General features: G+C 31.8%; 24 protein-coding genes and 2 riboswitches. Of the genes, 14 read left to right on the plus strand and 10 right to left on the minus strand.

The genetic code is table 11. From position 1 onward, the window contains the following. The first annotated feature begins 82 nt into the window (after nt 1-82). The 5 genes from CLCY_RS08090 to CLCY_RS08110 all read left to right on the plus strand — a co-directional run bounded on the left by CLCY_RS08090 (nt 83) and on the right by CLCY_RS08110 (nt 6,774). A complete protein-coding gene (locus CLCY_RS08090) occupies nt 83-2,116 on the plus strand; it encodes a Na+/H+ antiporter (RefSeq protein ID WP_048570608.1) in 2,034 nt (677 codons plus the stop codon). A gap of 22 nt (nt 2,117-2,138) precedes the next feature. Continuing rightward, nucleotides 2,139-2,861 (plus strand): polysaccharide deacetylase family protein, encoded by a 723-nt coding sequence (locus CLCY_RS08095; RefSeq protein WP_048570609.1) that lies wholly within the window; start codon nt 2,139-2,141, stop codon nt 2,859-2,861. A gap of 304 nt (nt 2,862-3,165) precedes the next feature. Continuing rightward, nucleotides 3,166-4,527: an MATE family efflux transporter gene (locus CLCY_RS08100; protein WP_048570610.1), complete on the plus strand. Its 1,362-nt coding sequence runs from the start codon at nt 3,166-3,168 to the stop codon at nt 4,525-4,527. A 71-nt stretch (nt 4,528-4,598) separates the two neighbouring features. After that, on the plus strand, nt 4,599-5,882 hold the full coding sequence (locus CLCY_RS08105; protein WP_048570611.1) for a rhodanese-like domain-containing protein: 1,284 nt from the start codon (nt 4,599-4,601) through the stop codon (nt 5,880-5,882). A 133-nt stretch (nt 5,883-6,015) separates the two neighbouring features. Continuing rightward, nucleotides 6,016-6,774, plus strand: a complete 759-nt coding sequence (locus CLCY_RS08110; protein ID WP_048570612.1) for a MerR family transcriptional regulator — start codon at nt 6,016-6,018, stop codon at nt 6,772-6,774. 45 nt (nt 6,775-6,819) lie between these two features. On the opposite strand, the gene CLCY_RS08115 is transcribed toward CLCY_RS08110, so the two are convergent. The 3 genes from CLCY_RS08115 to CLCY_RS08125 all read right to left on the minus strand — a co-directional run bounded on the left by CLCY_RS08115 (nt 6,820) and on the right by CLCY_RS08125 (nt 8,474). After that, entirely contained in the window at nt 6,820-7,134 is a 315-nt protein-coding gene (locus CLCY_RS08115) for a DMT family transporter (RefSeq protein ID WP_048570613.1), read from the minus strand. Next, nucleotides 7,134-7,475, minus strand: coding sequence for a DMT family transporter (locus tag CLCY_RS08120; protein ID WP_048570614.1), 342 nt, complete (start codon nt 7,473-7,475; stop codon nt 7,134-7,136). The genes CLCY_RS08115 and CLCY_RS08120 overlap by 1 nt, the downstream gene beginning before the upstream one ends. Before the next feature lie 72 nt (nt 7,476-7,547). Next, nucleotides 7,548-7,646: riboswitch (guanidine-I (ykkC/yxkD leader) on the minus strand. Between the two features lie 300 nt (nt 7,647-7,946). Then, nucleotides 7,947-8,474 (minus strand): ferritin family protein, encoded by a 528-nt coding sequence (locus tag CLCY_RS08125; protein ID WP_048570615.1) that lies wholly within the window; start codon nt 8,472-8,474, stop codon nt 7,947-7,949. Between the two features lie 291 nt (nt 8,475-8,765). On the opposite strand from CLCY_RS08125, the gene CLCY_RS08130 reads away from it, so the two are divergent. After that, the gene (locus CLCY_RS08130; RefSeq protein ID WP_423230494.1) at nt 8,766-9,848 is read left to right on the plus strand and encodes a uroporphyrinogen decarboxylase family protein; all 1,083 of its coding nucleotides are present in this window, start codon (nt 8,766-8,768) and stop codon (nt 9,846-9,848) included. An 88-nt stretch (nt 9,849-9,936) separates the two neighbouring features. On the opposite strand, the gene CLCY_RS08135 is transcribed toward CLCY_RS08130, so the two are convergent. After that, the gene (locus tag CLCY_RS08135) at nt 9,937-10,245 is read right to left on the minus strand and encodes a hypothetical protein (RefSeq protein WP_048570616.1); all 309 of its coding nucleotides are present in this window, start codon (nt 10,243-10,245) and stop codon (nt 9,937-9,939) included. A gap of 271 nt (nt 10,246-10,516) precedes the next feature. Between CLCY_RS08135 and CLCY_RS08140 the strand changes: the two genes are divergently transcribed. Both CLCY_RS08140 and CLCY_RS08145 read left to right on the plus strand, forming a co-directional pair. Beyond that, a complete protein-coding gene (locus CLCY_RS08140; RefSeq protein WP_048570617.1) occupies nt 10,517-11,188 on the plus strand; it encodes a YczE/YyaS/YitT family protein in 672 nt (223 codons plus the stop codon). A gap of 197 nt (nt 11,189-11,385) precedes the next feature. Next, on the plus strand, nt 11,386-11,727 hold the full coding sequence (locus tag CLCY_RS08145; RefSeq protein ID WP_048570618.1) for a zinc ribbon domain-containing protein YjdM: 342 nt from the start codon (nt 11,386-11,388) through the stop codon (nt 11,725-11,727). Nucleotides 11,728-11,811: 84 nt separating this feature from the next. On the opposite strand, the gene CLCY_RS08150 is transcribed toward CLCY_RS08145, so the two are convergent. Further along, entirely contained in the window at nt 11,812-12,357 is a 546-nt protein-coding gene (locus CLCY_RS08150) for a cysteine hydrolase family protein (protein ID WP_048570619.1), read from the minus strand. A 127-nt stretch (nt 12,358-12,484) separates the two neighbouring features. On the opposite strand from CLCY_RS08150, the gene CLCY_RS08155 reads away from it, so the two are divergent. Continuing rightward, the gene (locus CLCY_RS08155) at nt 12,485-12,898 is read left to right on the plus strand and encodes an Lrp/AsnC family transcriptional regulator (RefSeq protein ID WP_242844959.1); all 414 of its coding nucleotides are present in this window, start codon (nt 12,485-12,487) and stop codon (nt 12,896-12,898) included. Between the two features lie 63 nt (nt 12,899-12,961). Here the strand turns inward: CLCY_RS08155 and CLCY_RS08160 are convergent, their stop codons facing one another. The 4 genes from CLCY_RS08160 to CLCY_RS08175 are packed head-to-tail and all read right to left on the minus strand — an operon-like array spanning nt 12,962 to nt 15,976. After that, a complete protein-coding gene (locus CLCY_RS08160) occupies nt 12,962-13,852 on the minus strand; it encodes a transporter substrate-binding domain-containing protein (RefSeq protein ID WP_048570621.1) in 891 nt (296 codons plus the stop codon). Next, complete coding sequence (locus CLCY_RS08165) at nt 13,849-14,637, minus strand: amino acid ABC transporter ATP-binding protein (protein WP_048570622.1); 789 nt, start codon at nt 14,635-14,637, stop codon at nt 13,849-13,851. Before CLCY_RS08165 ends, CLCY_RS08160 begins: the two co-directional genes overlap by 4 nt. A 36-nt stretch (nt 14,638-14,673) precedes the next feature. After that, entirely contained in the window at nt 14,674-15,330 is a 657-nt protein-coding gene (locus CLCY_RS08170; protein ID WP_048570623.1) for an amino acid ABC transporter permease, read from the minus strand. Then, nucleotides 15,311-15,976, minus strand: coding sequence for an amino acid ABC transporter permease (locus CLCY_RS08175; RefSeq protein ID WP_048570624.1), 666 nt, complete (start codon nt 15,974-15,976; stop codon nt 15,311-15,313). The genes CLCY_RS08170 and CLCY_RS08175 overlap by 20 nt, the downstream gene beginning before the upstream one ends. A gap of 276 nt (nt 15,977-16,252) precedes the next feature. Between CLCY_RS08175 and CLCY_RS08180 the strand changes: the two genes are divergently transcribed. Both CLCY_RS08180 and CLCY_RS13355 read left to right on the plus strand, forming a co-directional pair. Further along, the gene (locus CLCY_RS08180; RefSeq protein ID WP_048570625.1) at nt 16,253-17,446 is read left to right on the plus strand and encodes a pyridoxal phosphate-dependent aminotransferase; all 1,194 of its coding nucleotides are present in this window, start codon (nt 16,253-16,255) and stop codon (nt 17,444-17,446) included. A gap of 410 nt (nt 17,447-17,856) precedes the next feature. Beyond that, entirely contained in the window at nt 17,857-18,870 is a 1,014-nt protein-coding gene (locus CLCY_RS13355) for an anti-sigma-I factor RsgI family protein (RefSeq protein ID WP_053083289.1), read from the plus strand. A gap of 274 nt (nt 18,871-19,144) precedes the next feature. On the opposite strand, the gene CLCY_RS08190 is transcribed toward CLCY_RS13355, so the two are convergent. Continuing rightward, nucleotides 19,145-20,377: an NAD(P)-dependent oxidoreductase gene (locus tag CLCY_RS08190; RefSeq protein ID WP_048570626.1), complete on the minus strand. Its 1,233-nt coding sequence runs from the start codon at nt 20,375-20,377 to the stop codon at nt 19,145-19,147. 558 nt (nt 20,378-20,935) lie between these two features. On the opposite strand from CLCY_RS08190, the gene CLCY_RS08195 reads away from it, so the two are divergent. The 3 genes from CLCY_RS08195 (at nt 20,936) to CLCY_RS08205 (ending at nt 25,030) form a co-directional block, all read left to right on the plus strand. Beyond that, entirely contained in the window at nt 20,936-21,583 is a 648-nt protein-coding gene (locus CLCY_RS08195) for an anti-sigma-I factor RsgI family protein (protein ID WP_053083290.1), read from the plus strand. 422 nt (nt 21,584-22,005) lie between these two features. Next, complete coding sequence (locus CLCY_RS08200) at nt 22,006-22,977, plus strand: YbgA family protein (protein ID WP_048570627.1); 972 nt, start codon at nt 22,006-22,008, stop codon at nt 22,975-22,977. Nucleotides 22,978-23,137: 160 nt separating this feature from the next. After that, nucleotides 23,138-23,227, plus strand: a riboswitch (cyclic di-GMP riboswitch). Between the two features lie 96 nt (nt 23,228-23,323). After that, a complete protein-coding gene (locus CLCY_RS08205; protein WP_048570628.1) occupies nt 23,324-25,030 on the plus strand; it encodes a methyl-accepting chemotaxis protein in 1,707 nt (568 codons plus the stop codon). Nucleotides 25,031-25,189: the final 159 nt, after the last annotated feature.

Genomic DNA, 25,189 nt, shown 5'->3' on the forward strand with positions numbered 1-25,189 from the left:
AATAGAGTTATGATTATAAAAGTAAAAGTATTGATAGGAAAGAGAGTTACTATATAAAAATTGATATTAAAGGGGGAGTCATATGGATTTATTAATGACAGTATTATTATTGCTTGTTTGTTTATTAATTTCCAGTGTAATTAGCCATTACATACCATTTATTCCTACAGCTTTAACTCAAATAGCTTTTGGAATAATAATTGCACTTGTATTTAAAAATGTTTCAGTGGAAATAGAAACAGAGTGGTTTTTGCTACTATTTGTAGCACCTCTTTTATATAATGATGGGAGGCATTTCCCAAATGAAGAGTTGTGGAAGATGAGGGTACCAATACTAGGTAATGCAATTGTACTTGTGCTTTTAACAACTATTGGTGGAGGGTATTTTATTTACTGGGTTATACCAGATATTCCTCTTGCTGCATCATTTGCATTAGCGGCTATTTTATCACCTACTGATCCTGTATCTGTAAATGGTATCGCTAAAAGAATTCATATTCCAGAAAAGGTACTGAATCTTGTTAGAGGAGAATCTCTAATAAATGATGCATCAGGATTAGTTGCCTTTAACTATGCAGTTACTGCGGTAGTAACTGGATACTTCTCACTACAAAAAGCACTTTTTGATTTTTCATATACGTTTTTTGTAGGGGCTATCCTAGGATTAGTTCTTAGTCTTCTTATATCATGGATAGAATTTACTCTACGCAAACAGGGTATAAATGATGTTATATTTCATTCACTCCTTCAAATAATGACTCCATTTATTATTTTTATAATTACAGAAAAAATGCTACATGCATCAGGAGTTATTGCTGTAGTAGTAGCCGGTGTTGTGCACTCTTTAAGAAGAGCAAGAGTAGAAGCTAAGGCGGCGCAGCAACAATTACTTACAGAGAGTCTTTGGTCAACTGTTATATTTATTCTAAATGGGATTGTATTCTTATTATTAGGATTAAACATTCCTTCATCAATGGATGAAACTGTAGCTAATCCTAATATAAGCAATTGGTTAGCTGTAGGATATGTAATTGCAATCGGTGTTAGTATACTAGGGATTCGATTTATTTGGTCTTATATATTTTCTAACTATGAATATTACATTAGAAGAGTAAATGATTGTGCAAAGCCAAGTATTAAAGCATCATTATTAATTAGTTTAACTGGTGTTCGTGGCGGAGTTACAATGGCAGGGGTTTTATCAATACCTTATCTTTTAATGAGTGGAGAAGAATTTCCACAGCGTTCACTTATTCTCTTTTTAGCAGCTGGGGTTATCTTGTTTACACTAATTATTGCAACGGTGTTTTTACCTCTCTTAAGTAAAGTAGAGGTTGTAGAAGGTGAGGAAAAGGGCCTAATTGATATAAATGAGGCAAAAAGTAGACTTTTAATAGCAGCTATTAAAAAGATTAAGGAAGAAATAAATGAGGAAAATAGATCCGCAGCCTATGAGTTAATTAATGAATATAGAGTTATGTTTCAAAATACTCATCATGAAGAAAATTCAATTGAAAAAGGTTCAAGTGAATATCAACAGAGATTAAGAGAAGTACTATTAAAGGCTTTAAAAGCAGAAAGAAAGTACATTCATGATTTAAGAGAAAAGAATGGAATAGATGAAGAAGTCTTTAAAACATTTGAAAAATCTCTTGATCATAGAGAAGAAGCTATATCAAATAATGTTCTGTCTCGTACAAGATATCTTATTGGGAAAATAATAAGGAGCTTAAAGGACTATTTTAGTCGTTATAATAAAAATAGTGAAAGTAAAGCTACACAGCTACGTCTAGCAAAGGATATTCAAGTAAAGGTTTTATATAAGGTTCTTAGGAGATTAGCAGAGTATGCAAAGGAATATGAAAGACCGGAGATTGTTTTATCAGTGATTTTAGACTATAGAAAAATGGTTAATCGATTAAAAAGATCAACAACATCCTATAATCAAGAAATTGAAGTGCAGAAAGAAGAATTAAGGATTAAGGTTATAGATGTAGAGCGCTCTGAAATTCATAGAATGTATGAACTCGGTGAGATTAGTAGAGAACAGGTAAAGGAATTAAGAAGAGTTATTAACTATATTGAAAGTGTTACTTTATATGAACACGTTGAATAAATAATAAAAAAGGATTGTAATTATGAAGAAGAAATTAATATTTATAGGAATAGGAATTATTATATTATTCCTTGTATTACTTGGTACGTACAAGTTAATGGCCTCTAGAGAATATCAGTTATTTGGAGGGTTAACTAATTCCGTAAAGACAGATCAAAAAGTAGTGGCATTAACCTTTGATGATGGTCCCACGAAAAACGTAGATAAGATTTTACCTCTACTAGATAAATACAAGGCAAAGGTTACATTTTTTCTAATAGGAAGAGAAGTAGAGGAGAATCCTAAGGAAGCTAAAAAGATTATAGATGCAGGGCATCAAGTTGGAAACCATACATATTCACATAATCGAATGGTATTTAAAACTCCTTCCTATATAAAGAAAGAAGTAAATAAAACAGATAGGTTAATTAAATCCCAAGGATATAAGGGTAAAATTGACTTTAGACCACCAAATGGCAAGAAACTTATAGGCCTTCCGTATTACCTACATAAAAGAAATAAAGATACTATTATGTGGAATATGGAACCTGATACTTACTATAGTAATGCATCAGATAAGATAAAGTATGTTAAGGATAATGTAAAGCCAGGCTCTATAATACTAATGCATCCTATGTATGATAAGACTAATGAAGAATTTAAAGCAATCGAGGGAGTGCTTAAAGAGCTTTCTAAAGAAGGATATAAGTTTATAACAGTAGATGAACTTCAAAAACTTGAGGTTAATAAGTCTTTAAAACAATAAAAAGTTGTCTGAAAGTATATATTTATACTTTCAGTCAGCTTTTTTTATATATACTTTATACATTGAATTTTTAATAAGATAAATGTATAAAAATAGAAAAGTATGATGCATTTTGAAAATTGTATTTGAAATACATATTGGAGTGTAGTAACAAAGTTCTATATACTTTCTTTGTAGAAAATAGAAAACTAATTATGATAATAAGAATAATGAAAGATAGGTTTTGTATGAATTACTAACCCTATTTTTCTCTATATAGAAGTTTATAAAAAACTTAAATATATTATATGAGGAGCATAACCATATGAGGACAGGAAGAATGACAGATATGACACAGGGGAATCCCTTTAAGCTAATAGCGGCCTTTGCCATTCCAATGCTTTATGGAAATATTCTCACCCAATTATACAACGTAGTAGATAGTGTTATTGTAGGTAAGTTTGTAGGTGATTATGCACTAGCAGCGGTTGGAACAGGGTTCCCAGTTATATTTATGATAACTTCCATTTTCTCTGGATTTTCTACCGGTGCTACCATACTTGTAGCCCAATTTTATGGAAGTAAGAATATTGAAAGGGTATCTAGAACCGCAGATACTGTATACGGAGCAATTATGATAGGTATTGTACCTTTAACTGTTATAGGAGTAATATTCTGTGAACCATTATTACATATTATAAATGTTCCAGCAGATGTGTTTGAAGGAGCAAAGACATACATAAGTATTATTTTAGCTGGTATGTTTTGTTCTTTAGGGTATCATGTAAACACTGGAATTTTGCAGGGTCTAGGGGATAGCAAAACACCATTGATTTTTCTTCTCATATCCTGCGTAATTAATATTATATTAGACTTGATTTTGGTCATAGTGTTTAAGCAGGGAATTGCAGGGGTTGCCATATCTACAGTTATAGCAGAGTTTTTCTCGTGGCTTGCAGGATATATATACATAAAGAAAAAGTATAACTTTTTAAGGCTTAATCCCTTTCATATGGACAAGCATCTTTTTATGAAAGTTTTAAAAATAGGCATTCCGTATGGAGTGCAGCAGTCAATCTTTTCTATTGGAACACTTGGAATACAGTCACTTGCAAATTCATTTGGGTCAAGCTTTATGGCTGGATTTAATGTTGCAGGGAAGATAGATAGTTTTGCATACATGCCAATACAGAGTTTTAATAATGCAATTGTAACCTATACTGGACAAAATATTGGTGCAAAAAAGATGGATAGAGTTAAAAAGGGAACACATGCAGCTATGATATTATCATGCAGCGTTAGTATTGTAATTGGTGGATTACTAATAATATTTGCGAAAGAGATTATGTCTATATTTACTTCGAATGAGGAGGTTATTGCAGCTGGAAGTGCATATCTTTATAGAATATTGCCATTTTATTGTATGGTTTCAGTATTCGATGTTTGGAATTCTGTAATGAGAGGGGCAGGGGATATGGTTATCCCTATGCTATCTACAATAATATCACTATGGATAGCAAGAGTTCCTGTAGCATATTTATTTGCAGATATTTTTGGTAAGGAGAGCATGTTCTTTTGCTATGCAGCTGGTTGGGTAATTGGACTTATGATAACTGGATATTTCTATTTTAATGGTAAATGGCGTAATGTTGTAGAACAAGAGAAAAGTAATTTAGCTTGCCATTAAAAATTACAGTAGAAAGTTAATGTTAAAGGGTATTTATTTTAATATCTAAATATATATTAAGGAGTAAAGATATGGGTACTATTAATTATAAAAAAGGTAATATGCAAACAATTACTACTGAAAGATTAAAAGAGGTTTTAGATGATCCAAATTGGGTTGTTGTAGATACTAGAAGAAGTGAGGCCTTTAGTGGTTGGAAAATGGATGGACTTGAAATAGAAGGGCATATTAAGGGAGCTACAGATTTTGCTGCACACTGGCTTACTATCAATGGTGAGAAGGTTCAAGAAGAGCTTCTTAATTCTATGAACTTTAAGGGGATAACAGAAGATAAGAACATTGTACTTTATGATGGAAACAGTAAAGATGCAAAAGAGGTTGCAAAGTTTTTGATTGAAAAGGGTTGTGAAAATCTTTACTATTTTGACTTGAAAAATTGGGATGGAGAAGTAGAAGCCTATCCTCATTATGAGAGAGTAGTTACAGTACAGTGGGTAAAGGATGTTATTGATGGCAAGATACCAGAGCATTTTAAAGGTGGAAAGTATAAGATTTTTGAAGTTTCTTGGAAAGAAGCATCTGAAAAGTTTATTAAGCATCATATTCCAGGCTCCGTACATATAGATTCTGATGAGTTTGAATGCCTTCCTGCGTGGACACATCGCCCAGATGATGAACTTAAGCAGTTTGCAATAAATAACGGTATTGATGTAGATACAACAGTTATACTTTATGCCTGTGAACCTAATTCCTGTGCGGATTATAAATTAGCAACTATGCTTCAATATATGGGTGTAAATGATGTTCGTCCTATTAGTGGAGGACTAGATGCATGGATAGAAGCAGGATTTGAAACTGAATCAGGTAATCCTGAAAAACAGCCAGGTATATCCTTTAGTGGAGATATACCTAGTAAACCAAATATTATTGTACCTATTGAAGAGGCAAAGTATATACTCTCTAATTCAGAAGCTGGTCAACTTATAGATATAAGAGGATGGAAGCAATTTATAGGAGAGGACACAGGTTACGATTATTGTCCTAAGGCAGGAAGAATCCCTGATTCATTTTGGGTAGGAGGAATCAAAACCACTAATGTTGATGGCACAATGAGAAACCTTTCAGAGGTAGAGAAGCTTTGGAAGGGTCAGGATATTGATAAAAATAAAAGACTTGCTTTTTACTGTGGCTCTGCAGCTTGGGGTGGTGCTAGATCAAAGTTTTTTGCTGATATAGCTGGGTTTACTAGCACAGCTATATTTGAAGGTGGATGGTTTGAATGGCAACTTGATGATAATAATAAATATGAAACAGGTATACCAGAAGGATATACAGATAGTGGAATGAGAATATAAAATAGTTAAATATATATTAATTTAGAAGGTCCAATGCATTTTAGCGTTGGACTTTCTAAGTTTTATCTAAAATAAAATACATATTGACCTTAACGTAGCGGCATCCCTTATTATAGAATTTGGAGGTGATGAAATGGAATATACGATTAAAACATTAGCTCAAATGGCAGGTATTAGTTCAAGAACCTTAAGATATTATGATGAAATTGGTTTATTAAAGCCTTCTCGTATTAATTCATCTGGATATCGCATTTATGGACAAAGAGAAGTTGACCTTCTACAACAAATATTATTTTATAAATCAATAGAGATGAAACTAGAAGAGATACAACATATAATTTCACATCCTAATTTTGATATTAATAAGTCATTAATGGAACATCACCAAAGACTTATTGATAAACGAAATGAACTTGATAAGTTGATTTTAACTGTTGAAAAAACATTAGCATATAACAAAGGGGAGATAATAATGTCAGATAAAGAAAAGTTTCAAGGATTTAAAAAAGAAAAATTAGCTGAGAATGAAGAAATGTATGGGAATGAAATTAGAGAAAAGTATGGGAGGGAAACTGTAGAGGCCTCTAATAAAAAGTTTATGAACATGAGTGAAGGGGATTTTGAAAATATGAAAGAGATTGAAAATCAAATGTTTAAATCTCTTTCAGAGGTTGTGAAAACAAGTGATTTAGATTCACAAGCTGCTAAGGATGTTTATGAGAAACATAAAGCTTGGTTAAGCTTCTCATGGGAAAATTATTCTAAAGAAGCCCATATAGGCCTTGCTGAAATGTATGTTGCAGATGAAAGATTTGCTAAATATTATAATGACAGACTAGAATTAGAGGTAGTAACAGTACTACGTGATATTATTGTTAAATATGCAAAGTAAAAAAGTCCTCTTAAGCAGAAATATGCTTAAAAGGACTTAATACTTTTATACAAGTAATTTTAATCCAACTGCTGAGGATAAAACCATTAATATAAAAAGGATTCGTTTCCAGTCTCTTGATTCACCGAAGAAAATCATTCCTAGTATTGCACTACCAGAGGTGCCTATTCCTGTCCAAACTGCATAGGCTGTACCCATAGGTATTGATTTCATTGAATAAGAAAGAAGTATGAAACCTGATATAAAGCTAAGCATTACCATAATTAAAAATAATATTTTACGTGTTTGTTGGAATTTATTTATCATAGCAACACCAAGGATTTCACATAATCCAGCTACTATTATTGATGCCCACGCCATTATAAATCAACTCCTTTCTCATCCTTAACAGGAGTAATTAACTTTAACCCAATTACTCCTGCAAGTAAAAGTAGAATCAAAGCTACTTTTTCAAATTTAAGTGGTTCTCCAAAAAATATTATTTCAGATAAAACAGTTCCTCCTGTACCTAATCCTACAAAAACTGCATAAACAGTTCCTACAGGGAGCTTTTTACTAGCTTCTATCATTAAGTAAAAGCTTAATATAATAGAAAAAATAGTTCCTGTCCATGTCCAAAATCCATCGGCATGTTTTAAGCCAATAACCCATAGAACCTCGAAAAAAGCACCTATAAATACCTTGATCCATTGTGTATTCATAAAAAACCTCCAATATTAATATTTCTAAAAGTCAAAAGCCTAGGAGAACTATTAAATAAATTGTTTAATAGTATCTCCCAGGCTTTTATCCTTCCGTGGCACAGCGATAACTGTGTGTCTTCTCTCGGTCCAGACCAACAAAATTGCTGCGGAACCCTAGAAAACATTTAACATATATTCTATTACTACAAATTATACACAAATTTGAAGCTTATTCAAGTGTTAGATCAAGGCCTAAAAGCACTATGCTTATAGGACAAGGAATAGAGATGCAAAGTATTTCATCTCCAGTACAACATCCAGAAGGGCATGTTTATTGAGCTTGAACAGAATTATTAATATTGATTGACATAAATATCACTCTCCTTTTTTCGGGATATATTATGTGAATTTTTATAAAGTGTGAATAGAAATTAAAAAATCTTAGTGTTAATATCACTAAGATTTTTATGTTAAGTATTAATATAAAGTTTAATAACATTCGATAGGGCCATAGTGGTCCTTATCTAAAAGAGTTAATGCAAGTGTTAATTCCTCTACATGTTCCTTCTCATCCTTAGTTATTTTCTTTATTAACTTAATAAGATTCTTATCACATAGGTTTTCTATAAAGTGTTCATATAGTACTATAGCTTCAAGTTCCCCTTTAATAGCATCTCGAATACTTATAAGTAGATTATGTTTGCTCTCCTTTGAAAAGCTAGATTCTTTGTATTTATCTCTATCCCTATGAGGAATTTTCACATGATCCTTAGCTTTAACTCTAAGGTGATCTTGCTCTAGATCAATTTCTCTTAGAGCATTAAGGAACATTCCATAGTGTTCCTTTTCTTCCTCCATGATATGATGGAAGATATCCTTTACTTCTTTGTTGCTTGTTAAAGTAATGAATTTACTATAATCATTAATAGCAACAATTTCAGCAATCATTCCTTCTCTTAAAAATGCTTCCTTATTCATGAGGATGCCTTGAGGTTGTCTGTTAGTTGTATAGCTCATAAAAAACTCCAAAAAAATACTTTATATTATCATATTCATAATTAAAAACATATGTTACAAAATATAACTTTTTCTTTTGTTTTGTAATAGAATTAACAAATGGCCTATCACAATTTAGAAGTTCATTTATTTAGATTATATTTGTTGTAATATTTTGACTAAAAAGTAAATAGGTATCAGGAAAAATAAATTACATTTAATTTAGTATTGAAAAAACCAATAACTATTTAAATGATAGGATACATGGGATATAATCTACTCGACAATATTTTGTAAGAATTTAAAAGGAAAGTGATTAAATTGAATAATATATCACAGAATATGACCCCAAAGGAAAGAATATCAGAATACTTTAAAGGAAATGAAGTAGACAGATTGCCCTATGTACTTATGCTTGGAGAAACTGCTGCAAAATATGCAGGGGTTAAGGTAAAGGATTACTATTTTAATGTTGACTTAATGGTTGAAGTAGAGAAATATGCAATTAGAGAACTTGGTGCAGAATCCGCAATTTCAAAACTTACTTTAAGGGGAATAGCAGAGGCTATAGGAAGTAAAATTAAGTACACTGAGGATAGCATTTCTTATGTAGAGGAATTTATACTTGATGATTATAGTAAACTAGGTAGTTTGAAACTAATTGACCCATATAAAGATGGTAGAATTCCAATTGTACTAGAAGGATTAAAAAGACTACAAAAAGAAGTAGGAGACTTTGTTCCAGTTGGTACAGATATAGCAGCTCCTGTAAGTTTAGCAGCTTTAGTAAGGGGAGCGGACAAGCTTCTACGTGACTTTAGGAAAAATAAAGAAGAGCTACATACATTATTAGAATATTTAACAGAATGTAATTTGATTTTTGTTAAAACTGTTTATGATAACTTTGGAATTGCATGTGGAATAGATGATCCATTTATTTCAGGAAATCTTATAAGTTATAAGGTTTTTGAGGAATTTGGTAAACCATATCTTGAAAAAACTATAGATGGTATATATAAAATAACAGGACAAAAACCAGGATTACATATATGTGGAAAGACAAAACACCTATGGAATGATATAGGTAATATGAATATAGGGAACTTTAGTGTAGATAACTGTGAAGATATAGGTGAATTAAAGCAAGCTATAGGAAATAAGGTTTGTATAGTAGGTAATGTAGAACCTGTAGATACTTTAAGATATGGAAGTGTAGATGATATTTATAGGGAAGTAAAAACCTGCATTGAAAAAGCATCAGATAGCCCAAAGGGATATATTGCAGGACCAGGATGTCAAATGCCAATAGATACACCAATAGAGAATATAAGGGCATTTGGTGATGCTGTTAAAAAGTATTCAAAGGGAGCTAAAATAGGTACTAAATGTATCTAAGTATATTTTAAATTAAAGTAAATAAATTGCTAATAGCCTAGAGAAATAATGTCTCTAGGCTATTCTAATACAGTCCTTATTATGGAATCTATTTATTTATCCATTCAACAACACCTGGAGTTAATGATGCGACGTCATCCTTATCAACCTTAGTAACAAATATTAAGTCATTACTCTCAACACAATCCTTAAGCTTTGCTAGGATTTCATTTGATGATAATTCTGTTCTAACTAAGAAACTAGTAGGCATAAAGTGAGCCCATGTACCTAGTGTTTTTATATGAGAAGTGATTTCATAGTCATCGCGTCCATGGTGATGATGATCGTGATCATGATCTTCACAGCCACATGAATGTGATTCTTCCTTCAGATAATAAGTTATTGCATAAATTGACATAAGTATACCACCTTAAATTTATATTTGTGTTCGTCATAATTGAAATTATTGCTAAAACATATAAAAATGATAACATAGTTGATAATTAATTTCAATTAGGAAGGTGACGAAATTTAACATATGAGAAGACTTTAAAAAGCTTTCTTGTTATACATTATAGTCTAGAAAAGGTGTTAATAATCATTTATTCTTTTTGTAATAGAGTGTACTAATAGCTTTTATATCTTATAATTGTATAGTAATTATTTTTAGAATTTCGGAGGATTATAAGATGAAAAAATCTTTATTAACTTTGTTAAAGTTATTTTTAGGTCTTTTCCTATATGCAGTTGGTATAGCATTGACTATTAATGCAGACTTAGGGTTATCCCCTTGGGATGTTTATCATCAAGGATTATCAAAACTTACTAGCATTACAATGGGGCAAGCAAACATCGTAACTGGATTAGTAATTTTGATTATTGACTGGAAACTTGGAGAGAGAATTGGAATCGGAACTATATGCAATATGTTTTTTATAGGTATATTTATGGATCTACTTATGCTAAATGATGTAATTCCAGTATTCCATAGCATGATATTAAGAGTTATAACTATGCTTATTGGAATATTTATTATGGGAATCGCTACTTACTTCTATATTAGTGTAGGACTAGGTTCAGGACCTCGTGATGGGATAATGGTAGCAATAACGAAAAAGACTAATAAGTCTGTTAGATTTGTTAGAAACTCTATGGAGTTTTCAGTACTAATTATTGGCTATCTTTTAGGAGGAAGTGCAGGGATTGGAACTTTAATTATGGTAGTCGGGGTAGGCTACAGTGTACAATTTGCATTTAAAATATTTAAGTTTGATGTTAGAAAGCTTGAGCATAAGTACATTGATGATCATGTAAAGTACTTAAAGGAAAAATTATCAGAGAAGAAAAATGTACAAGTTTAAATAAATATATAGTAAGGGTTGCCTCAGCGAGGGTTTGTCGAGATAGTAATACTATGATAGTATATAAGCATATAAGAAAAACTTTATATTACTTTTTATGTAAATAAGATTATTTGATTAATATCATAATAGAAATTATAAAATTAAGTTTAAAATAATTATTATATAAATAAGTTAATTATTGGAGGAAAAAAATTATGTCTAACATACCAAATTGCCCAAAGTGCAATTCAGAATATACTTATGAAGATGGAAATCTAATTATTTGCCCAGAATGTGCACATGAATGGACTGCAGGTTCTGAAGGTGGAAGTAGTGAAGACGAAAGCGTTGTTAAGGATTCAAATGGAAATGTCCTAAATGATGGGGATACTGTAATAGTAATCAAAGACCTTAAGGTAAAGGGAGCATCATCAGACATAAAAAAAGGTACTAAGGTAAAAAATATACGTTTAGTTGATGGTGATCACAATATCGATTGTAAAATAGATGGATTCGGAGCTATGAGCTTAAAGTCTGAATTCGTTAAGAAGGCATAATAAATTCGATATAAGATTTTAAATAATAAAGTAAAGTTTATAAGAAAAATATAGCTAGGCATTTTGCCTAGCTTTTTATATTCATTAAGCATTTTTAATAAAATCATCCACTGTTATAACCTTAGCGAAGGTAGAAAGTGAAGCCATGAAGGAGTTGTGGACATTTTCCCAGTTAACTTTCTTTTCTCCTATAACAAGGTCACGGGTTGTACAGCAGTCTTCAACCAATGTACATTTAAGTCCTAGTTCAAAGCCACCTCTAACAGTAGAGTCTATACACATATGAGACATCATTCCACATACAACAACATTCTTGATATCTTCCTTTTCTAAGATTTCCATAAGGTTAGTTTTAAAGAAGGAGTTTGGATAATTCTTTTGAACTAAATGTTCTCCATCTATTGGTGTTACACCCTTATAAATTTCAACTCCAACAGAATCCTTTATGAAAAAAGTTGCATCTTCACTTAAAGAAATATGTTGAATATGAATAATAGGGTAGGAGTTATCTCTAAAGTAATCTAGAAGTTTTCTTATATTTTTAACTGTATTTGAAGTATTAGCAAGTTCAAATTTTCCACCAGGAAAGTAGTCATTTTGAATATCAACTAAAATAAGAGCTTGTTTCATAAAAGCACCACCTATTAAAAAATTTTTGTTTTAGTATAATTAGATTATAATAAAATTGTAAAAATCGGGTAATAACTTGATGAAAGGGAAACAATGAATTACTTTCGCCATGAAAGGATTGTGTATGATGATAGATGAAATTGATTTTAAGATATTAAATATATTAAAGAAAAATTCTAAGGTTAAGTGGAAGGACATAGGAAATGAGATTCATATGACAGGACAGGCTGTCGGTATGAGAATCAAAAGACTTGAAGAAAAGGAGATTATAAAGGCATATACCATACTTATAGATGAACTTAAGATATGTAAATGTTATATTGCGTTTATCACTGTAATTATGAAATCAAACAATCATGCAGGATTTCAAATTTACATAAAAAATGAACCTTCAATAATAGAGGCTCATAGAATTAGTGGAGACGGCTGCTATATGCTTAAGGTAAAGGTAGAGTCAGAAGAGGAGTTAAATATCCTTTTAGATGATGTGTTAAAGCATGGGAATTATAGGCTAAATATATCTATAAGCATGATAAAATAATCATAAAAAGAGTGATTAGACAATAAATCTAACCACTCTTTTATTATATGAATAAAAGGAGAACTATTTTAATATTCCACCTTCAACAACTACCTCAGCAGGATTCTTTACTGCATTACCAAATTCATTTTTAAGGTATTTGTCATAAAGTGTGTGTAGGTATTTTTCTTTTCCAAGGTTTTCAAGTTCTTTGTTTATCCAATCTTGAAGTTCCTTGTTTCCCTTCTTAACGGCAGGTGCTATTGTAGCTGGTTCATCAAATGTTTCATCTAGAACTTTAAAGTCCTTGTTGTCCTTAACCCATCCAAATAGAAGTAGGTTGTCATTTGAGTAAGCAGCACCACGTCCATCCTTAAGTGCGTTAAATGATTCTGTAACGTTGTCAAATTTTAGAAGTTCAACATCAAGCTTCTTTTCAAGAACTAGTTTTGAGAAGAATATATCAGCTGTTGTTCCCTTAGTAACTATAAGCTTCTTGCCCTTTAGTGATTCAACAGAATCTACTCCTGAGCCCTTCTTAGTTGCTAATTGTATAGAAACCTTAAGGATTGGGTTTGTGAAATCAACCTTTTCTTTTCTTTCATCAGTTACAGTCATGTTAGCCATAATTAGATCAACCTTGTTTGATTCAAGATATGGTACTCTGTTAGCTGGCTCTAATGGTACATATTCAATTTTTGATTCGTCTCCAAGTAGATCCTTTACAAATCTTCTTGCAAGTTCAACGTCGAATCCATCGTTTTTGCCCTTTTCATCTACGAATCCAAATGGAGGTTTATCTGTAAATACACCAATCTTAATTTTTCCGTTTTTCTTTATTTGTTCGATTGAACTTATATTAGAAGATTTATTTGATTCTGTATTAGATGATGTTGCAGCTTCTTTAGTACCGCATCCAACGAATACTCCTATTGATAGTAATAAGATTGTTATTAGTGCTAAAAGTTTTTTCATTTAATATCCCTTCCTTTCATGTTTTCTATATATGTGAATTGGCTTAAGAAGTGACGAGCTCTTTCTGTTTTAGGATTTTTAAAGAAAGACACTGGGTCACTTATTTCACAAATTTCACCTTCATTGATAAAGATAATTCTGTCGGCTACGGCCCTTGCAAAGCCTATTTCGTGGGTTACTATTGCCATAGTTCTTCCTTCATTAGCAAGTGATAGAATAACCTCTAGAACCTCCTTGACCATTTCAGGATCAAGAGCTGCTGTAACTTCATCAAAGAGCATAAGCTCAGGATTCATAGCTAGTGACCTAACTATTGCAATTCTTTGTTTTTGCCCACCTGATAACTCTCTAGGGTAGGAGTTCTTTTTGTCTAGAAGGCCTACCTTTTTAAGTAGAACTTCAACTTCTCCTAGGACCTCTTCCTTCTTTTTCCTTTGAACCTTTAGTGGTCCAAGAAGTATGTTATCCATTACGGTCATATGGGGAAAAAGTTCATAACTTTGAAAAACCATTCCTATATCTTGTCTTATCTGTCTCCAGTTTGTTTTTTTAGAGGTGAGTAGCTTAGTTTTAAAGTTTATTTCACCTGACTGAACATCCTCAAGCCCATTAAGACACCTTAGTAGTGTGCTTTTTCCACAGCCACTTGGGCCTAGGATTACAATAACTTCACCTTTATGAATTTGTAAGTTTATATTCTTTAAGATGTGCTTGTCCCCGAAGAATTTATTAACATTATGAAGTTCAATTAAAACTTCCTCTTCTTTAAATATCTTTTCTTCCATAACTAATCCTCCTTTTCAACATGATTTACTATCGGATTAAAGCGAGAATTTTCCTTCAAGTTTTTTAGAGTATAGTGAAAGAGGGTAGCAAAGCAGAAAATATATAACAAATAAGCTTGTATATATAACTGCTGATTGACTAGTTCTTTCAATAATTTGTTGTCCAACTTTTATAAGCTCCACAACCCCAATTAAAACTGTAAGGGAAGTAGTTTTTATAACTCTTGTACACACATTTATACTTGATGGTATGGTTCTTTTAATAGCCTGTGGTAAAAGAACATATCTATATAGTTCTAGTCTATTAAGTCCTAGTGACTTTCCAGCCTCTACTTGTCCCTTTGGAATGGACTCTATGGAACCTCTAACTATTTCACCTATTTCGGTAATAGCCCAAAGTGAAAAAACTATAATAGATGTAGATTTAGCAGAGATATCCATATTAAATGCAAGTGGAAGACCGAAGAAAAATATAAACAGCCATACTAAAAGTGGAACAGCCCTAAAAAACTCAATAAATATTCTTGTTATGATTCCAAATAATATGTTTTTAGAAGATCTTATAATTCCAAATAATATACCACCTAATATCCCTATTATGATTGAGACCACTGCTACATATAGTGTTTGCTGTAGTCCATCCCATAAAAGTGGCAGTGATTTTATAACAAGGTTAAGCCCCGTATTGTCCATATTTCATCCTCCTTTCTAAAAAGGATAGTAATAGTGAAATTGGTACAAATAAAACCACATAGAAAATTGTTAGCATAAGAAGCATTTCATATGTTTTGTAGTAGATTGCTATAAGTCCAGTTGTAGTGTGTAAAAGTTCTGGAACAGCTATAGCAGATGCTACTGATGTTTCCTTAAGTAGGAATATAGCGTTTGTAATTAAGGCTGGTATTGATATGTTTACAGCCTGTGGAAGTATCACATACTTAAGAAGTTCGAATCTGCTTAGTCCAATTGATAATCCAGATTCAATTTGTGGTTTTGAAATTGCTTCTATCCCTGCCCTAAAACTTTCTGTCATATATCCTCCCCCTAAGAAGCTAAGACCAATAGTTGCAGCAACAAATCCACTAAGCTTTATTCCAAAGGTCGGTAGAACAAAATACAGAAAAAATAACTGTATTAAAAAAGGAGTGTTACGTGCAACCTCAACATAAGCCTTAACAATAAATGAGAGGGGTTTAATATTTAGTTGATATATGAAGTTGTTCATAATAGCTATTCCTATAGATAGCGCTATAGCTATAAGTGCTATCTGGAAGGTTAAGATGCTTGCATCTATAAAAACAGGTATATGCTTCTGCATAAATGAAAGGTCCAAATTCATATCTAATCACCTACTTTTAACTTAAGAGTTATTTTATAGTATACTAAACCCATGTGAATAATGTGAATTATATCAGGAATAATTTTACATGTCAATTACTGGTTAAAACATAATTTTAATTATATATGAGAAGTGAAGGTAGAAGGGTATGGAAATGAGCTGTTTATGAGGATGTTTTAGAATAATGAAAAAAATGTTAATATATAAAATAACAATTTACTATACAGATAAATAGCTTAGAGGACTAAAATATTACAAGAATAGAGAGTGATACATATGCCAAAGGTAAGTAAGCGTTTAGACTTTTTTACTGAGTCTATAATTAGAAAAATGACTAGAATATCTAACCAATATGGTGCCATTAATCTATCTCAAGGCTACCCTGACTTTGACCCACCTAAAGAGTTATTGAAGGAGCTTAAGAAGGTAGCAAAGGAAGGCCCTCATCAATATGAGATAACATGGGGTTCTGAGGAATTTAGAAAGGCACTTGCTAAGAAGCAGTCAAAATTTATGGGAATAGATATTGACCCATACACTGATATAGTAGTTAGCTGTGGAAGTACTGAAGCTATGATGGTAGCTATGATGACTGCTTGTGAACCAGGAGATAAGGTTATAGTGTTTTCTCCTTTTTATGAAAATTATGTAGCTGATGTTGTTTTATCAGGTGCAGAGCCTATATATGTTCCATTAAACCCTCCTAATTTTAACTTTGATAAGGATGAATTGACCCGTGCATTTGAACAAAAGCCAAAGGCTATTATTATATGTAATCCTTCTAACCCTACAGGGAAGGTATTTACAAAGGAAGAATTGCAGTTTATAGCGGATTTGGCAGAGAAGCATGATACCTTTGTTATAACTGATGAGGTATATGAGCATATAGTTATGAAACCAAATAAACATGTTTACTTTGCTTCATTAAAGGGGATGTTTGAGAGAACTATTTCATGTAGTTCGCTATCAAAAACCTATGCTATAACTGGATGGAGACTTGGCTATATAATAGGGCCATCATATATTATAGATAAAGCCCGTACGGTACATGACTTTTTAACTGTTGGGGCTGCATCACCACTTCAAAAGGCAGCGATTCCAGGGCTTGAGATGCCAGATAAATATTATGAGGATCTTCAAGAATTATATACAAAGAAAAGGGACTTATTCATAAAGGGTCTAGATGAAGCGGGACTAAAATTTATAACTCCACAAGGTGCATACTATGTACTTGTTGATATAAGTGAATTTACTGGTGGTAAAATTGCTGATGTAGAATTCTGTGAATGGATGATTAAAGAAGTAGGGGTAGCAGCTGTCCCAGGCTCTAGTTTCTTTAAGGAACCAGTGAATCATCTAATAAGACTGCATTTTGCGAAGAAGACAGAAACTCTAAAGGATGCAGTAGATAGACTAAAGACATTAAGGGATAAATGGAATAAGAATAACATAGATATATCTACAAAATAATAATAAAAGGGATTAGAGAAAGTATTCTAATCCCTTTTATTTTACTTTATAAAAATATTTCAAAAAAATTTTAAAAAACTTTGCAAGGATTTATAAAGCTAAATCGTATTATGTATAGAAGGGGTTGAAAGTGAGTCTTTAGAAATTGTGATTAACCACAATATAAAAATAAAAACCATGTAGACATGATTTATATAATTTCTATATCACATATTCAGTACATATAACTTTGGCTATCAAATAAGCATTTTTAAAGGTTACAACTTTGAAGCCCTTTAATAGTGACTAATATAAATGCTAACTTAAACTTAGGTTAAATCAAATAAGATCTAAAGACTCAACGAATTAACTACACTAAAGATAAATACAATCCCTGGTATATTTAGTAGATATGATGGAGGGTAAACTATATGAAAAAGAAAATTGCAATAGCAACATGTATGGCAGTTTTATGTTTAGGTGGAGGGGGAGCTGCATATGCTCAATACAAGACACCAGTATCATACCTTAGCTTAGACATTAATCCAAGTGTAGAAATAGGAGTAAATGCATTTGGTAAGGTTATAAAGGTTGAGGGAAGTAATAAAGATGGTAGCAAGATACTTAATGGAGTAAAGATAACAGGTCTTAATGTTAAGAAGGCTGTTAATACACTACTTCTATCAGCTATCCAAAAGAATTACATAGCTAAGGATGGTTCATCAGTTGTTGCACTTACAGCAGAAACAGACGATAAAGAAACTTCAAATGAGATAAAAACAGCAGCAGAAGCAGGTGCTACTGAAGCTTTAAAGGAAAGCGATAAAACAGCAGCTATAGCAAAGGGAGAGGTTTCACTATCTCTTCGTGAAGAAGCAATGAAGTACAATATAACTCCAGGAAAGCTTAATCTAATAAAGAAGCTTCAAGTATTAGACAAGACTGCTACTGTAGAAAAGTACAAAGATGAAAGCGTAAAGAATATTATGTACGCTATAAAGGTGAAGAAGGGTAAGGGCAATGTTGCTAATAAAGCTGAAACTACTGTAACTGATAAGACAGAAGGAACAACAGCGTCAACAACAAATACACCAGGAACTTCAACAACACCAACTACGTCTACAAATACAAATACAACTACAGATACAACTAAAACTACAGCAACTACACCAGGAACTACAACAACTGACACTACAACTGACAAGACTGATGTAAGTACTAAAGATAATGTAGAAGAAACTAAGAAGGCTACAAGCACTAAGACTAAGAATATTACTGTAGTTAATAAGAATAAGACAATGACGATAAATAAGACAATGACTAAGTCAAACAACACTACTACAAAGAGTATGGTAAAGACTACAGTTAAGAACACTTCAAACAACAAAACAAATAATGCTAGTGCAAACGGTAAAGCAAGCAGCAACGGCAAAGGTAACAAGTAAAATATAGACATTACTACAAAATAGACATTACTATAAACAGAATTCTTGAATCAGGGGATTTTTAATACCATTGATTTTTAGAAGTCTTTATCTAGTAGCTTAGCATCGCCTATACCACCGCCCATCCCACCACTTATAAAAGCGGGGGTATTAGCGCTAGTTAGCTATTGAACAAATTAAGCAAACAAGTTAATAGAATAGATCACTCTATAATAAGTCTAAAAGGTGCAATTGTTTTAAACAATTGCACCTTTTGATTATTCTTAAAAGTGTTTTATATTCCAGATATATATTCGTCGATTGCATCTGCTACTTTTTTAGAGAACTTTACTGCTTCTACAACGGTTCTAGCACCAGTTACTACGTCTCCTGATGCGAAAACACCATCACGACTTGTACGTCCGAATTCATCTGCCTTAACTAGTCCAAATTCATTTAATTCAAGGTCCTTTGAGTAGGAGAAGGTATTCATACGTGCCATTTGACCAGTTGCTATAATAATAGAGTCTGCCTCAAATAGTTTCTTAGAAGCTTCTAAGGTTATTACTTTTTCATTGCCGTCCTCTGTAACCTTTTCAGTATCTAAGTATATTATTCCATCGTCATTAAATTCAACAGGGGTTTTGTAGAATTCAAAGTTAACTCCATCAAGCTTAGCATATGTTATTTCATGCTTACTAGCTGACATATCCTCTTCGCCTTTTCTATACATTATGTCTACTTTCTTTATGCCTTTTCTTAGAGCTGTTCTAGCTACATCTATAGCTACATTTCCTGCGCCAATTACACAAACCTTCTTACCTAGGTTATGTACATCAGGATTTTTTAGGTAGTCTATAGCGTAGTGTACATGACCTAGATGTTCTCCTTTAATGTTTAAAGGATTAGGTCTCCAAACCCCTGTACCAATAAATATAGCCTTATATCCGTCTCTAAATATATCATTGATAGTAGGAACAGAGCCTATTAAGCTATTAGGTTTTATCTTAACTCCTATAGATTTTAGTTTTTCCGTTAATCTATCTATAATAGTATTAGGTAATCTAAATTCTGGTATTCCGTATCTTAGAACCCCACCTATCTTATCATTCATTTCAAATAGTGTAATATCATAACCCCTTGATGCAAGAATAATTGAAATTGTAATTCCAGCAGGCCCTGAACCTACAATAGCTACTTTCTTGTTTGGGTCTATCGTAGTATTTATATTTACTTTATCTAGATAGTAGTCAGATATATAATGCTCAATAGAACTCCAGTGAATAGGGTTGCTTTTATGTGAAAGTACACAATGACCTTCACAGTATCTTTCGTGTGGACATACTAATGAACAAACAATTGAAAGAGGGTTGTTTGAGAATAACTTTTCTCCAGCCTCCACAATATTGCCCTCTAAAAGCATAGCAATAGCCTCATTTATAGGAGTATTAACTGGACAACCTGTTCTACATCTAGGTACCTTACATTGTAAACATCTTTTAGCTTCTTCAACAATATGATGAGCCACAAAATCACATCCTTTCCGAGTAATAATTAATATCGTATTATTTTAATATAAAAAATATAAAACATTATCTTTTACATGTTAATTCTATTTAATTTAATACATTAATCATTATACAAAGAGAATTGGAGTAAGGGAATATAGTATTTAAGTTTTTAAGAAAAAATTAAGCGGTAAGTTTGGTAGCTTAAGGGTTTTGCTGTTAAATAAATAACTGATTATACACAATTAACGAAGGAATATTGCATATAAATTTTTTATTATTAAATATAAATAGCTTAAAAGTGCAAGGATTTCTTATGGTGAATCGTTTTATATATGGAAGGGATTATTAATGTATTCTTAGTAGAAAATTTAACTTAAATTATCAAAGTGAATTAAACAACCAAAAATGAGATTTGTAGAATTTTTTACCACGTAACAATATTACACCTATATACTTTGAAGATTTAAGTTCTATCAATATTAGGAAGATATTAAATTTGTATATAAAGCATATTAACAGATGCATTAAGACAAATGGAATCCCAAGAAAAATTTAATTACTAAGGAGGAAATCTTATGAAAAAGAAAATAGCAGCTGCAACTTGTATGGCGGTTTTATGCCTTGGGGGTAGTTCAGCACTTGCTAGTATTCAAAAGCCAGTATCATACCTTAGCCTAGATAGTAAGCCAAGTATAGAACTTGGATTAAATGCATCTGGTAAGGTTATAAAGGTTGAAGTGAGTAATAAAGAAGGTAAGAAGGTATTAAGCGGTGTAAAGATAACAGGTCTTAGTGTTAAAAATGCTGTTAACACAATAGTTTCATCTTCTGTACGTAATAACTATATTACAAAGGATGGATCAACAGTTGTTGCAATTACATCAGAAACAAATAATAAAACAACTGCGGATAAAATAAAGTGTGAAGCAAATGCAGGTGCTGCTGAAGCTTTAAAGAAAAATAAGAAAAAAGCAGTTATACAAAATGAAAGCGTTTCATTATCTCTTCATGATGAGGCAAAGAAGTATGGCATAACTCCAGGGAAGCTTAACCTAATAAAGAAGCTTCAAGCACTAGATTCAACTGCTACTATCCAAAAGTACAAGGATGAAAGTGTAAAAAACATTATGTATGCTATAAAAGTAAAGAAGGCTAAGGGGAATGTAGCTAATAAAGCTAAGACTCCTGTGAGTAGTACAACAACTACTACAACTACTAAGTAAAACATAGTACACCAATTAACTATTTCAATATAAAAATCGCTACATAATAGGAGAGTGTGTAAAGATTAGTCTTACACACTCTTTTTATTAAAAAATTTGAGTAATTAGGAAAATATGTGCAAAGTATTTAAATTTTGCAAGGATTACAAATTATAAATCGTATTATATATAGAAAGGACTTAAACTTAGGTCCTTAGAAACTAGCTACATCATAAAAAATACTGTAAAATGATGTGGTAAGGTGTAGAATTAGTTTTTTATAATATAAGTTTAATGGGGTAATTGACTAAAATATGGTGAGGAAAGAGTTGCAGTGGTATTTATATCGCTGCAACTCTTTTTTTATATAAGTATAAAAAATAATCTTAGTGGGTAATCTTTTAATTAAGTAATAAAGGATATTAAGAGAGGTTGAATTTGTCATGAGAGTCTTTAAGAAACCTACTATTTTAATAAGTAATTGTATAGAAAATGAAGCTTGCAGATATAATGGGGCAGTTGCAAAAAGTCCATTTGTTAATAAACTTAAGCCATACGTAAATTTTGTATTAGTGTGTCCAGAAGTTGCTGTAGGACTACCAATTCCTAGAGAGGCATTAAGGATAATTTCAAATGATAATGGAAAAAGAATAGTCTTCTCTAAATCAGGAGAGGACTTAACTGATAAGGTAAATGAATTCTCTGATAAATTTATAGAGGAATTGTCATCTGATGAGATACATGGGGCAATACTAAAGAGTCGTTCCCCTTCCTGTGGAGTTAGAGATGTAAAGGTATATAATAATCATGGAAAGTCTGCATCTGTAGTAGAAAAAGGTAGAGGGTTATTTGCAGACAAGATTGTAACTAGGTTTAATCAAGTCCCTATTGAAGATGAGGGGAGACTTACAAACTATAATATAAGAGAACATTTTTTAACTAAAATATTCACTTTTGTTGATTTTAGAGAGATTAAGAAAAGGAAATGTATAGAATCTTTAATTGGGTTTCAAAGTGAGAATAAGTATCTACTTATGGCACATAGTCCAGGAAATCAAAAGAAGCTAGGTCAAATAATAGGTGACCATAAGAAAATAGATATCGATGATTTATTTAATGAGTATGAGCATTATCTACATAAAGCTCTATCTATTGCACCAACTACTATGCGTAATATAAATATGCTTCTTCATCTATTTGGGTATTTTTCAAATGAGCTTTCCCAGGAAGAAAAGGCGTTTTTCCTTGATAGTTTAGAAAATTATCGTACTAAGAAGGTGCCATTTTCTGTTCCATTAGCAATTGTTCATTCCTGGGTTATAAGATTTCAAAATGAGTATTTATTAAGTCAAACCATATTCGAAACCTTTCCAGGAGACCTTGTAGATGTTACAGATTCAGGAAAAGGTGTATAGTAACACTAAGTAAAATAAGGTTTTTAGAGTATTTAAGGTTAATATTTATACGAAAATGAACGATATTGTAATAAAAGGTAAAAATGTAATAAAGTTATGTTTATAATAAAAGATGTATAATTAGTAATAGGACTACTTCCTACAAAACTTAATATTAGATTGACGATAATAGCAAACTTATCGAAAGGTAAGGACGCAAAGCCATGGGTCTAAAGATAATAAATTATTCAATGATAGCCAGGTTGCCGAATTATATTAACTATAGTTATTAAAACTGTAATTTTAATTATTAAGCACCTATGATTTCATAGGTGCTTTTTTTTGAAAATAAAGGAGATGTGGGGAAATGTTTAAAAGTATGAAATTGTATCAAAAGATAGGAGTAGGTTTTCTTATTGTTATTTTACTTTCTGGAGTTTTAGGAGGTATAGGGGTTAAATACTTAACAGATTTAAGTAAATTAACAGAAAAGATGTACAAGCAGTCATTTACGATAAGCAATACGGCACTACAGATAGAAACCGATATAGTCAAGATTCATAGAGAAATGAAGGATGTAGTAATGTCTACAAATCCATTAGAAATCGAAAACTCTGTAAAGATTGCAGCGGATCTTGAAGAAAAGATTTTAAAGGAATTTGATGCTGTTTATCAAGGTTTTGAGGGGGATAAGTCCATAGTTAATAATGCACGTGATGCATTTAATGACTGGAAGCCAATAAGAGAGGAGACTACAAGGTTAACTCTAGAAGGAAAGTATGAAGAGGCTAAAGCTAATACAAAGACAGTATGTGCAAGTCAAGTTAAGTTAATAAGTGAGAACATGTCTAAGTTAATTAATTCAACAAAGAGCCATGCACAGGAAATACACAATATAACTATTAATAGTAGCAACATGGCAAAGAGCATTATTATAACCGTAATTATAAGTATCATAGTAATATCTATACTAATAGCATTTGTAATCACTACTAGTATAACGAGACCAATACATACTGCTGTAAACTTTGCAAGGGAAATTGCTAATAGAAATTTAGCAATACAGGAATTAGACCATGACAGTAGAGATGAAGTTGGCGTACTAGTTAATTATTTAAATGAAATGCATAAAAACCTAAGGTCTATTATTCAAGATATAATAGACAAATCTCATAATTTAGGTTCTTCTAGCCAGGAGCTAAGTGCTGCAGTTGAGGTTATAAATGGACAAACCCAAAGTATAAACTCAGGTTCGCAAGAAATAGCTGCAGGTATGGAGGAAACAAGTGCTTCAACAGAAGAAATTATTAATTCTAGTAAAGACATACATTTATCAACAGAGGACTTACTAAGTAGGGCAACTGAAGGCAATAAATCAGCTAAGGACATAGAAGTTAGAGCAAAGGAAATGAACAACAATGCAGTAAGATCTAAGGAAGTAGCTGAGATTACATATAAAGAAAAACAAGAAAAAATTATAAATGCAATTGCTGATGGTAAAGTGGTAGAAGAAATAGGAGTTATGGCAAATGTTATTTCTAGCATTTCAGATCAAATTAACCTGTTAGCTTTAAACGCAGCTATAGAAGCTGCAAGGGCAGGTGAGCAAGGAAAGGGATTCGCAGTTGTAGCCTCAGAAGTTCGAAAGCTATCAGAACAATCAGCGGAAACTGTAACTAGCATTCAACAAATGACAAAACAGGTTCAGGATGCATTTAAAAACCTATCAGAAAATGCAGAGGGTATATTAAACTTTATTGATGAAAAGGTAATTGTTGATTATCAGGTTTTAGTAGATACTGGATTACAATACCAAAGGGATGCGGAGTATGTAGGTGCACTAGTACACGACTTTGCAGATAGAACAGATCAAATATCAACAAAAACTCAGCAGATTAATGTAGGGGTAGAGGCTATAGCAAGTGCAGTTGAGGAAGCTACAGCAAGTACCTATGAAATCTCTGAAAATGTTACGGAGACTACAAATTCAATAGAGGAAGTTACAAGAGTTGCAAAGGATCAAGCTGAACTTGCACAGGAGCTTAGCAGTTTAGTTGCGAAGTTTAATATATAAGAATAATTAAAGAAAATAAATTTATAGTTGAGAATAACAATATTAAAGTAGGTATATTGTTATTCTCTTAATTTTTACACAGTATATATTTTATACTAAAGTACATTTAAGTATCTACTTGATGAATTAATACTCTAGGGATACAATAATAACAATACT

This window comes from Clostridium cylindrosporum DSM 605 (assembly GCF_001047375.1).
Lineage (GTDB): Bacteria > Bacillota > Clostridia > Clostridiales > Caloramatoraceae > Clostridium_AB > Clostridium_AB cylindrosporum.

Excerpts from the sequence above, each read along its gene's own strand:
- CLCY_RS08100 (WP_048570610.1), top strand. The coding sequence starts at position 3,166 with ATGAGGACAGGAAGAATGACAGATATGACACAGGGGAATCCCTTTAAG.
- CLCY_RS08135 (WP_048570616.1), bottom strand. The coding sequence starts at position 10,245 with ATGTCAATTTATGCAATAACTTATTATCTGAAGGAAGAATCACATTCA.
- CLCY_RS08095 (WP_048570609.1), top strand. The coding sequence starts at position 2,139 with ATGAAGAAGAAATTAATATTTATAGGAATAGGAATTATTATATTATTC.
- CLCY_RS08200 (WP_048570627.1), top strand. The coding sequence starts at position 22,006 with ATGAGAGTCTTTAAGAAACCTACTATTTTAATAAGTAATTGTATAGAA.
- CLCY_RS08125 (WP_048570615.1), bottom strand. The coding sequence starts at position 8,474 with ATGAGCTATACAACTAACAGACAACCTCAAGGCATCCTCATGAATAAG.
- CLCY_RS08145 (WP_048570618.1), top strand. The coding sequence starts at position 11,386 with ATGTCTAACATACCAAATTGCCCAAAGTGCAATTCAGAATATACTTAT.
- CLCY_RS08160 (WP_048570621.1), bottom strand. The coding sequence starts at position 13,852 with ATGAAAAAACTTTTAGCACTAATAACAATCTTATTACTATCAATAGGA.
- CLCY_RS13355 (WP_053083289.1), top strand. The coding sequence starts at position 17,857 with ATGAAAAAGAAAATTGCAATAGCAACATGTATGGCAGTTTTATGTTTA.
- CLCY_RS08175 (WP_048570624.1), bottom strand. The coding sequence starts at position 15,976 with ATGAATTTGGACCTTTCATTTATGCAGAAGCATATACCTGTTTTTATA.
- CLCY_RS08140 (WP_048570617.1), top strand. The coding sequence starts at position 10,517 with ATGAAAAAATCTTTATTAACTTTGTTAAAGTTATTTTTAGGTCTTTTC.
- CLCY_RS08180 (WP_048570625.1), top strand. The coding sequence starts at position 16,253 with ATGCCAAAGGTAAGTAAGCGTTTAGACTTTTTTACTGAGTCTATAATT.
- CLCY_RS08150 (WP_048570619.1), bottom strand. The coding sequence starts at position 12,357 with ATGAAACAAGCTCTTATTTTAGTTGATATTCAAAATGACTACTTTCCT.
- CLCY_RS08195 (WP_053083290.1), top strand. The coding sequence starts at position 20,936 with ATGAAAAAGAAAATAGCAGCTGCAACTTGTATGGCGGTTTTATGCCTT.
- CLCY_RS08090 (WP_048570608.1), top strand. The coding sequence starts at position 83 with ATGGATTTATTAATGACAGTATTATTATTGCTTGTTTGTTTATTAATT.
- CLCY_RS08105 (WP_048570611.1), top strand. The coding sequence starts at position 4,599 with ATGGGTACTATTAATTATAAAAAAGGTAATATGCAAACAATTACTACT.
- CLCY_RS08155 (WP_242844959.1), top strand. The coding sequence starts at position 12,485 with ATGATAGATGAAATTGATTTTAAGATATTAAATATATTAAAGAAAAAT.
- CLCY_RS08170 (WP_048570623.1), bottom strand. The coding sequence starts at position 15,330 with ATGGACAATACGGGGCTTAACCTTGTTATAAAATCACTGCCACTTTTA.
- CLCY_RS08120 (WP_048570614.1), bottom strand. The coding sequence starts at position 7,475 with ATGAATACACAATGGATCAAGGTATTTATAGGTGCTTTTTTCGAGGTT.
- CLCY_RS08165 (WP_048570622.1), bottom strand. The coding sequence starts at position 14,637 with ATGGAAGAAAAGATATTTAAAGAAGAGGAAGTTTTAATTGAACTTCAT.
- CLCY_RS08205 (WP_048570628.1), top strand. The coding sequence starts at position 23,324 with ATGTTTAAAAGTATGAAATTGTATCAAAAGATAGGAGTAGGTTTTCTT.
- CLCY_RS08115 (WP_048570613.1), bottom strand. The coding sequence starts at position 7,134 with ATGGCGTGGGCATCAATAATAGTAGCTGGATTATGTGAAATCCTTGGT.
- CLCY_RS08110 (WP_048570612.1), top strand. The coding sequence starts at position 6,016 with ATGGAATATACGATTAAAACATTAGCTCAAATGGCAGGTATTAGTTCA.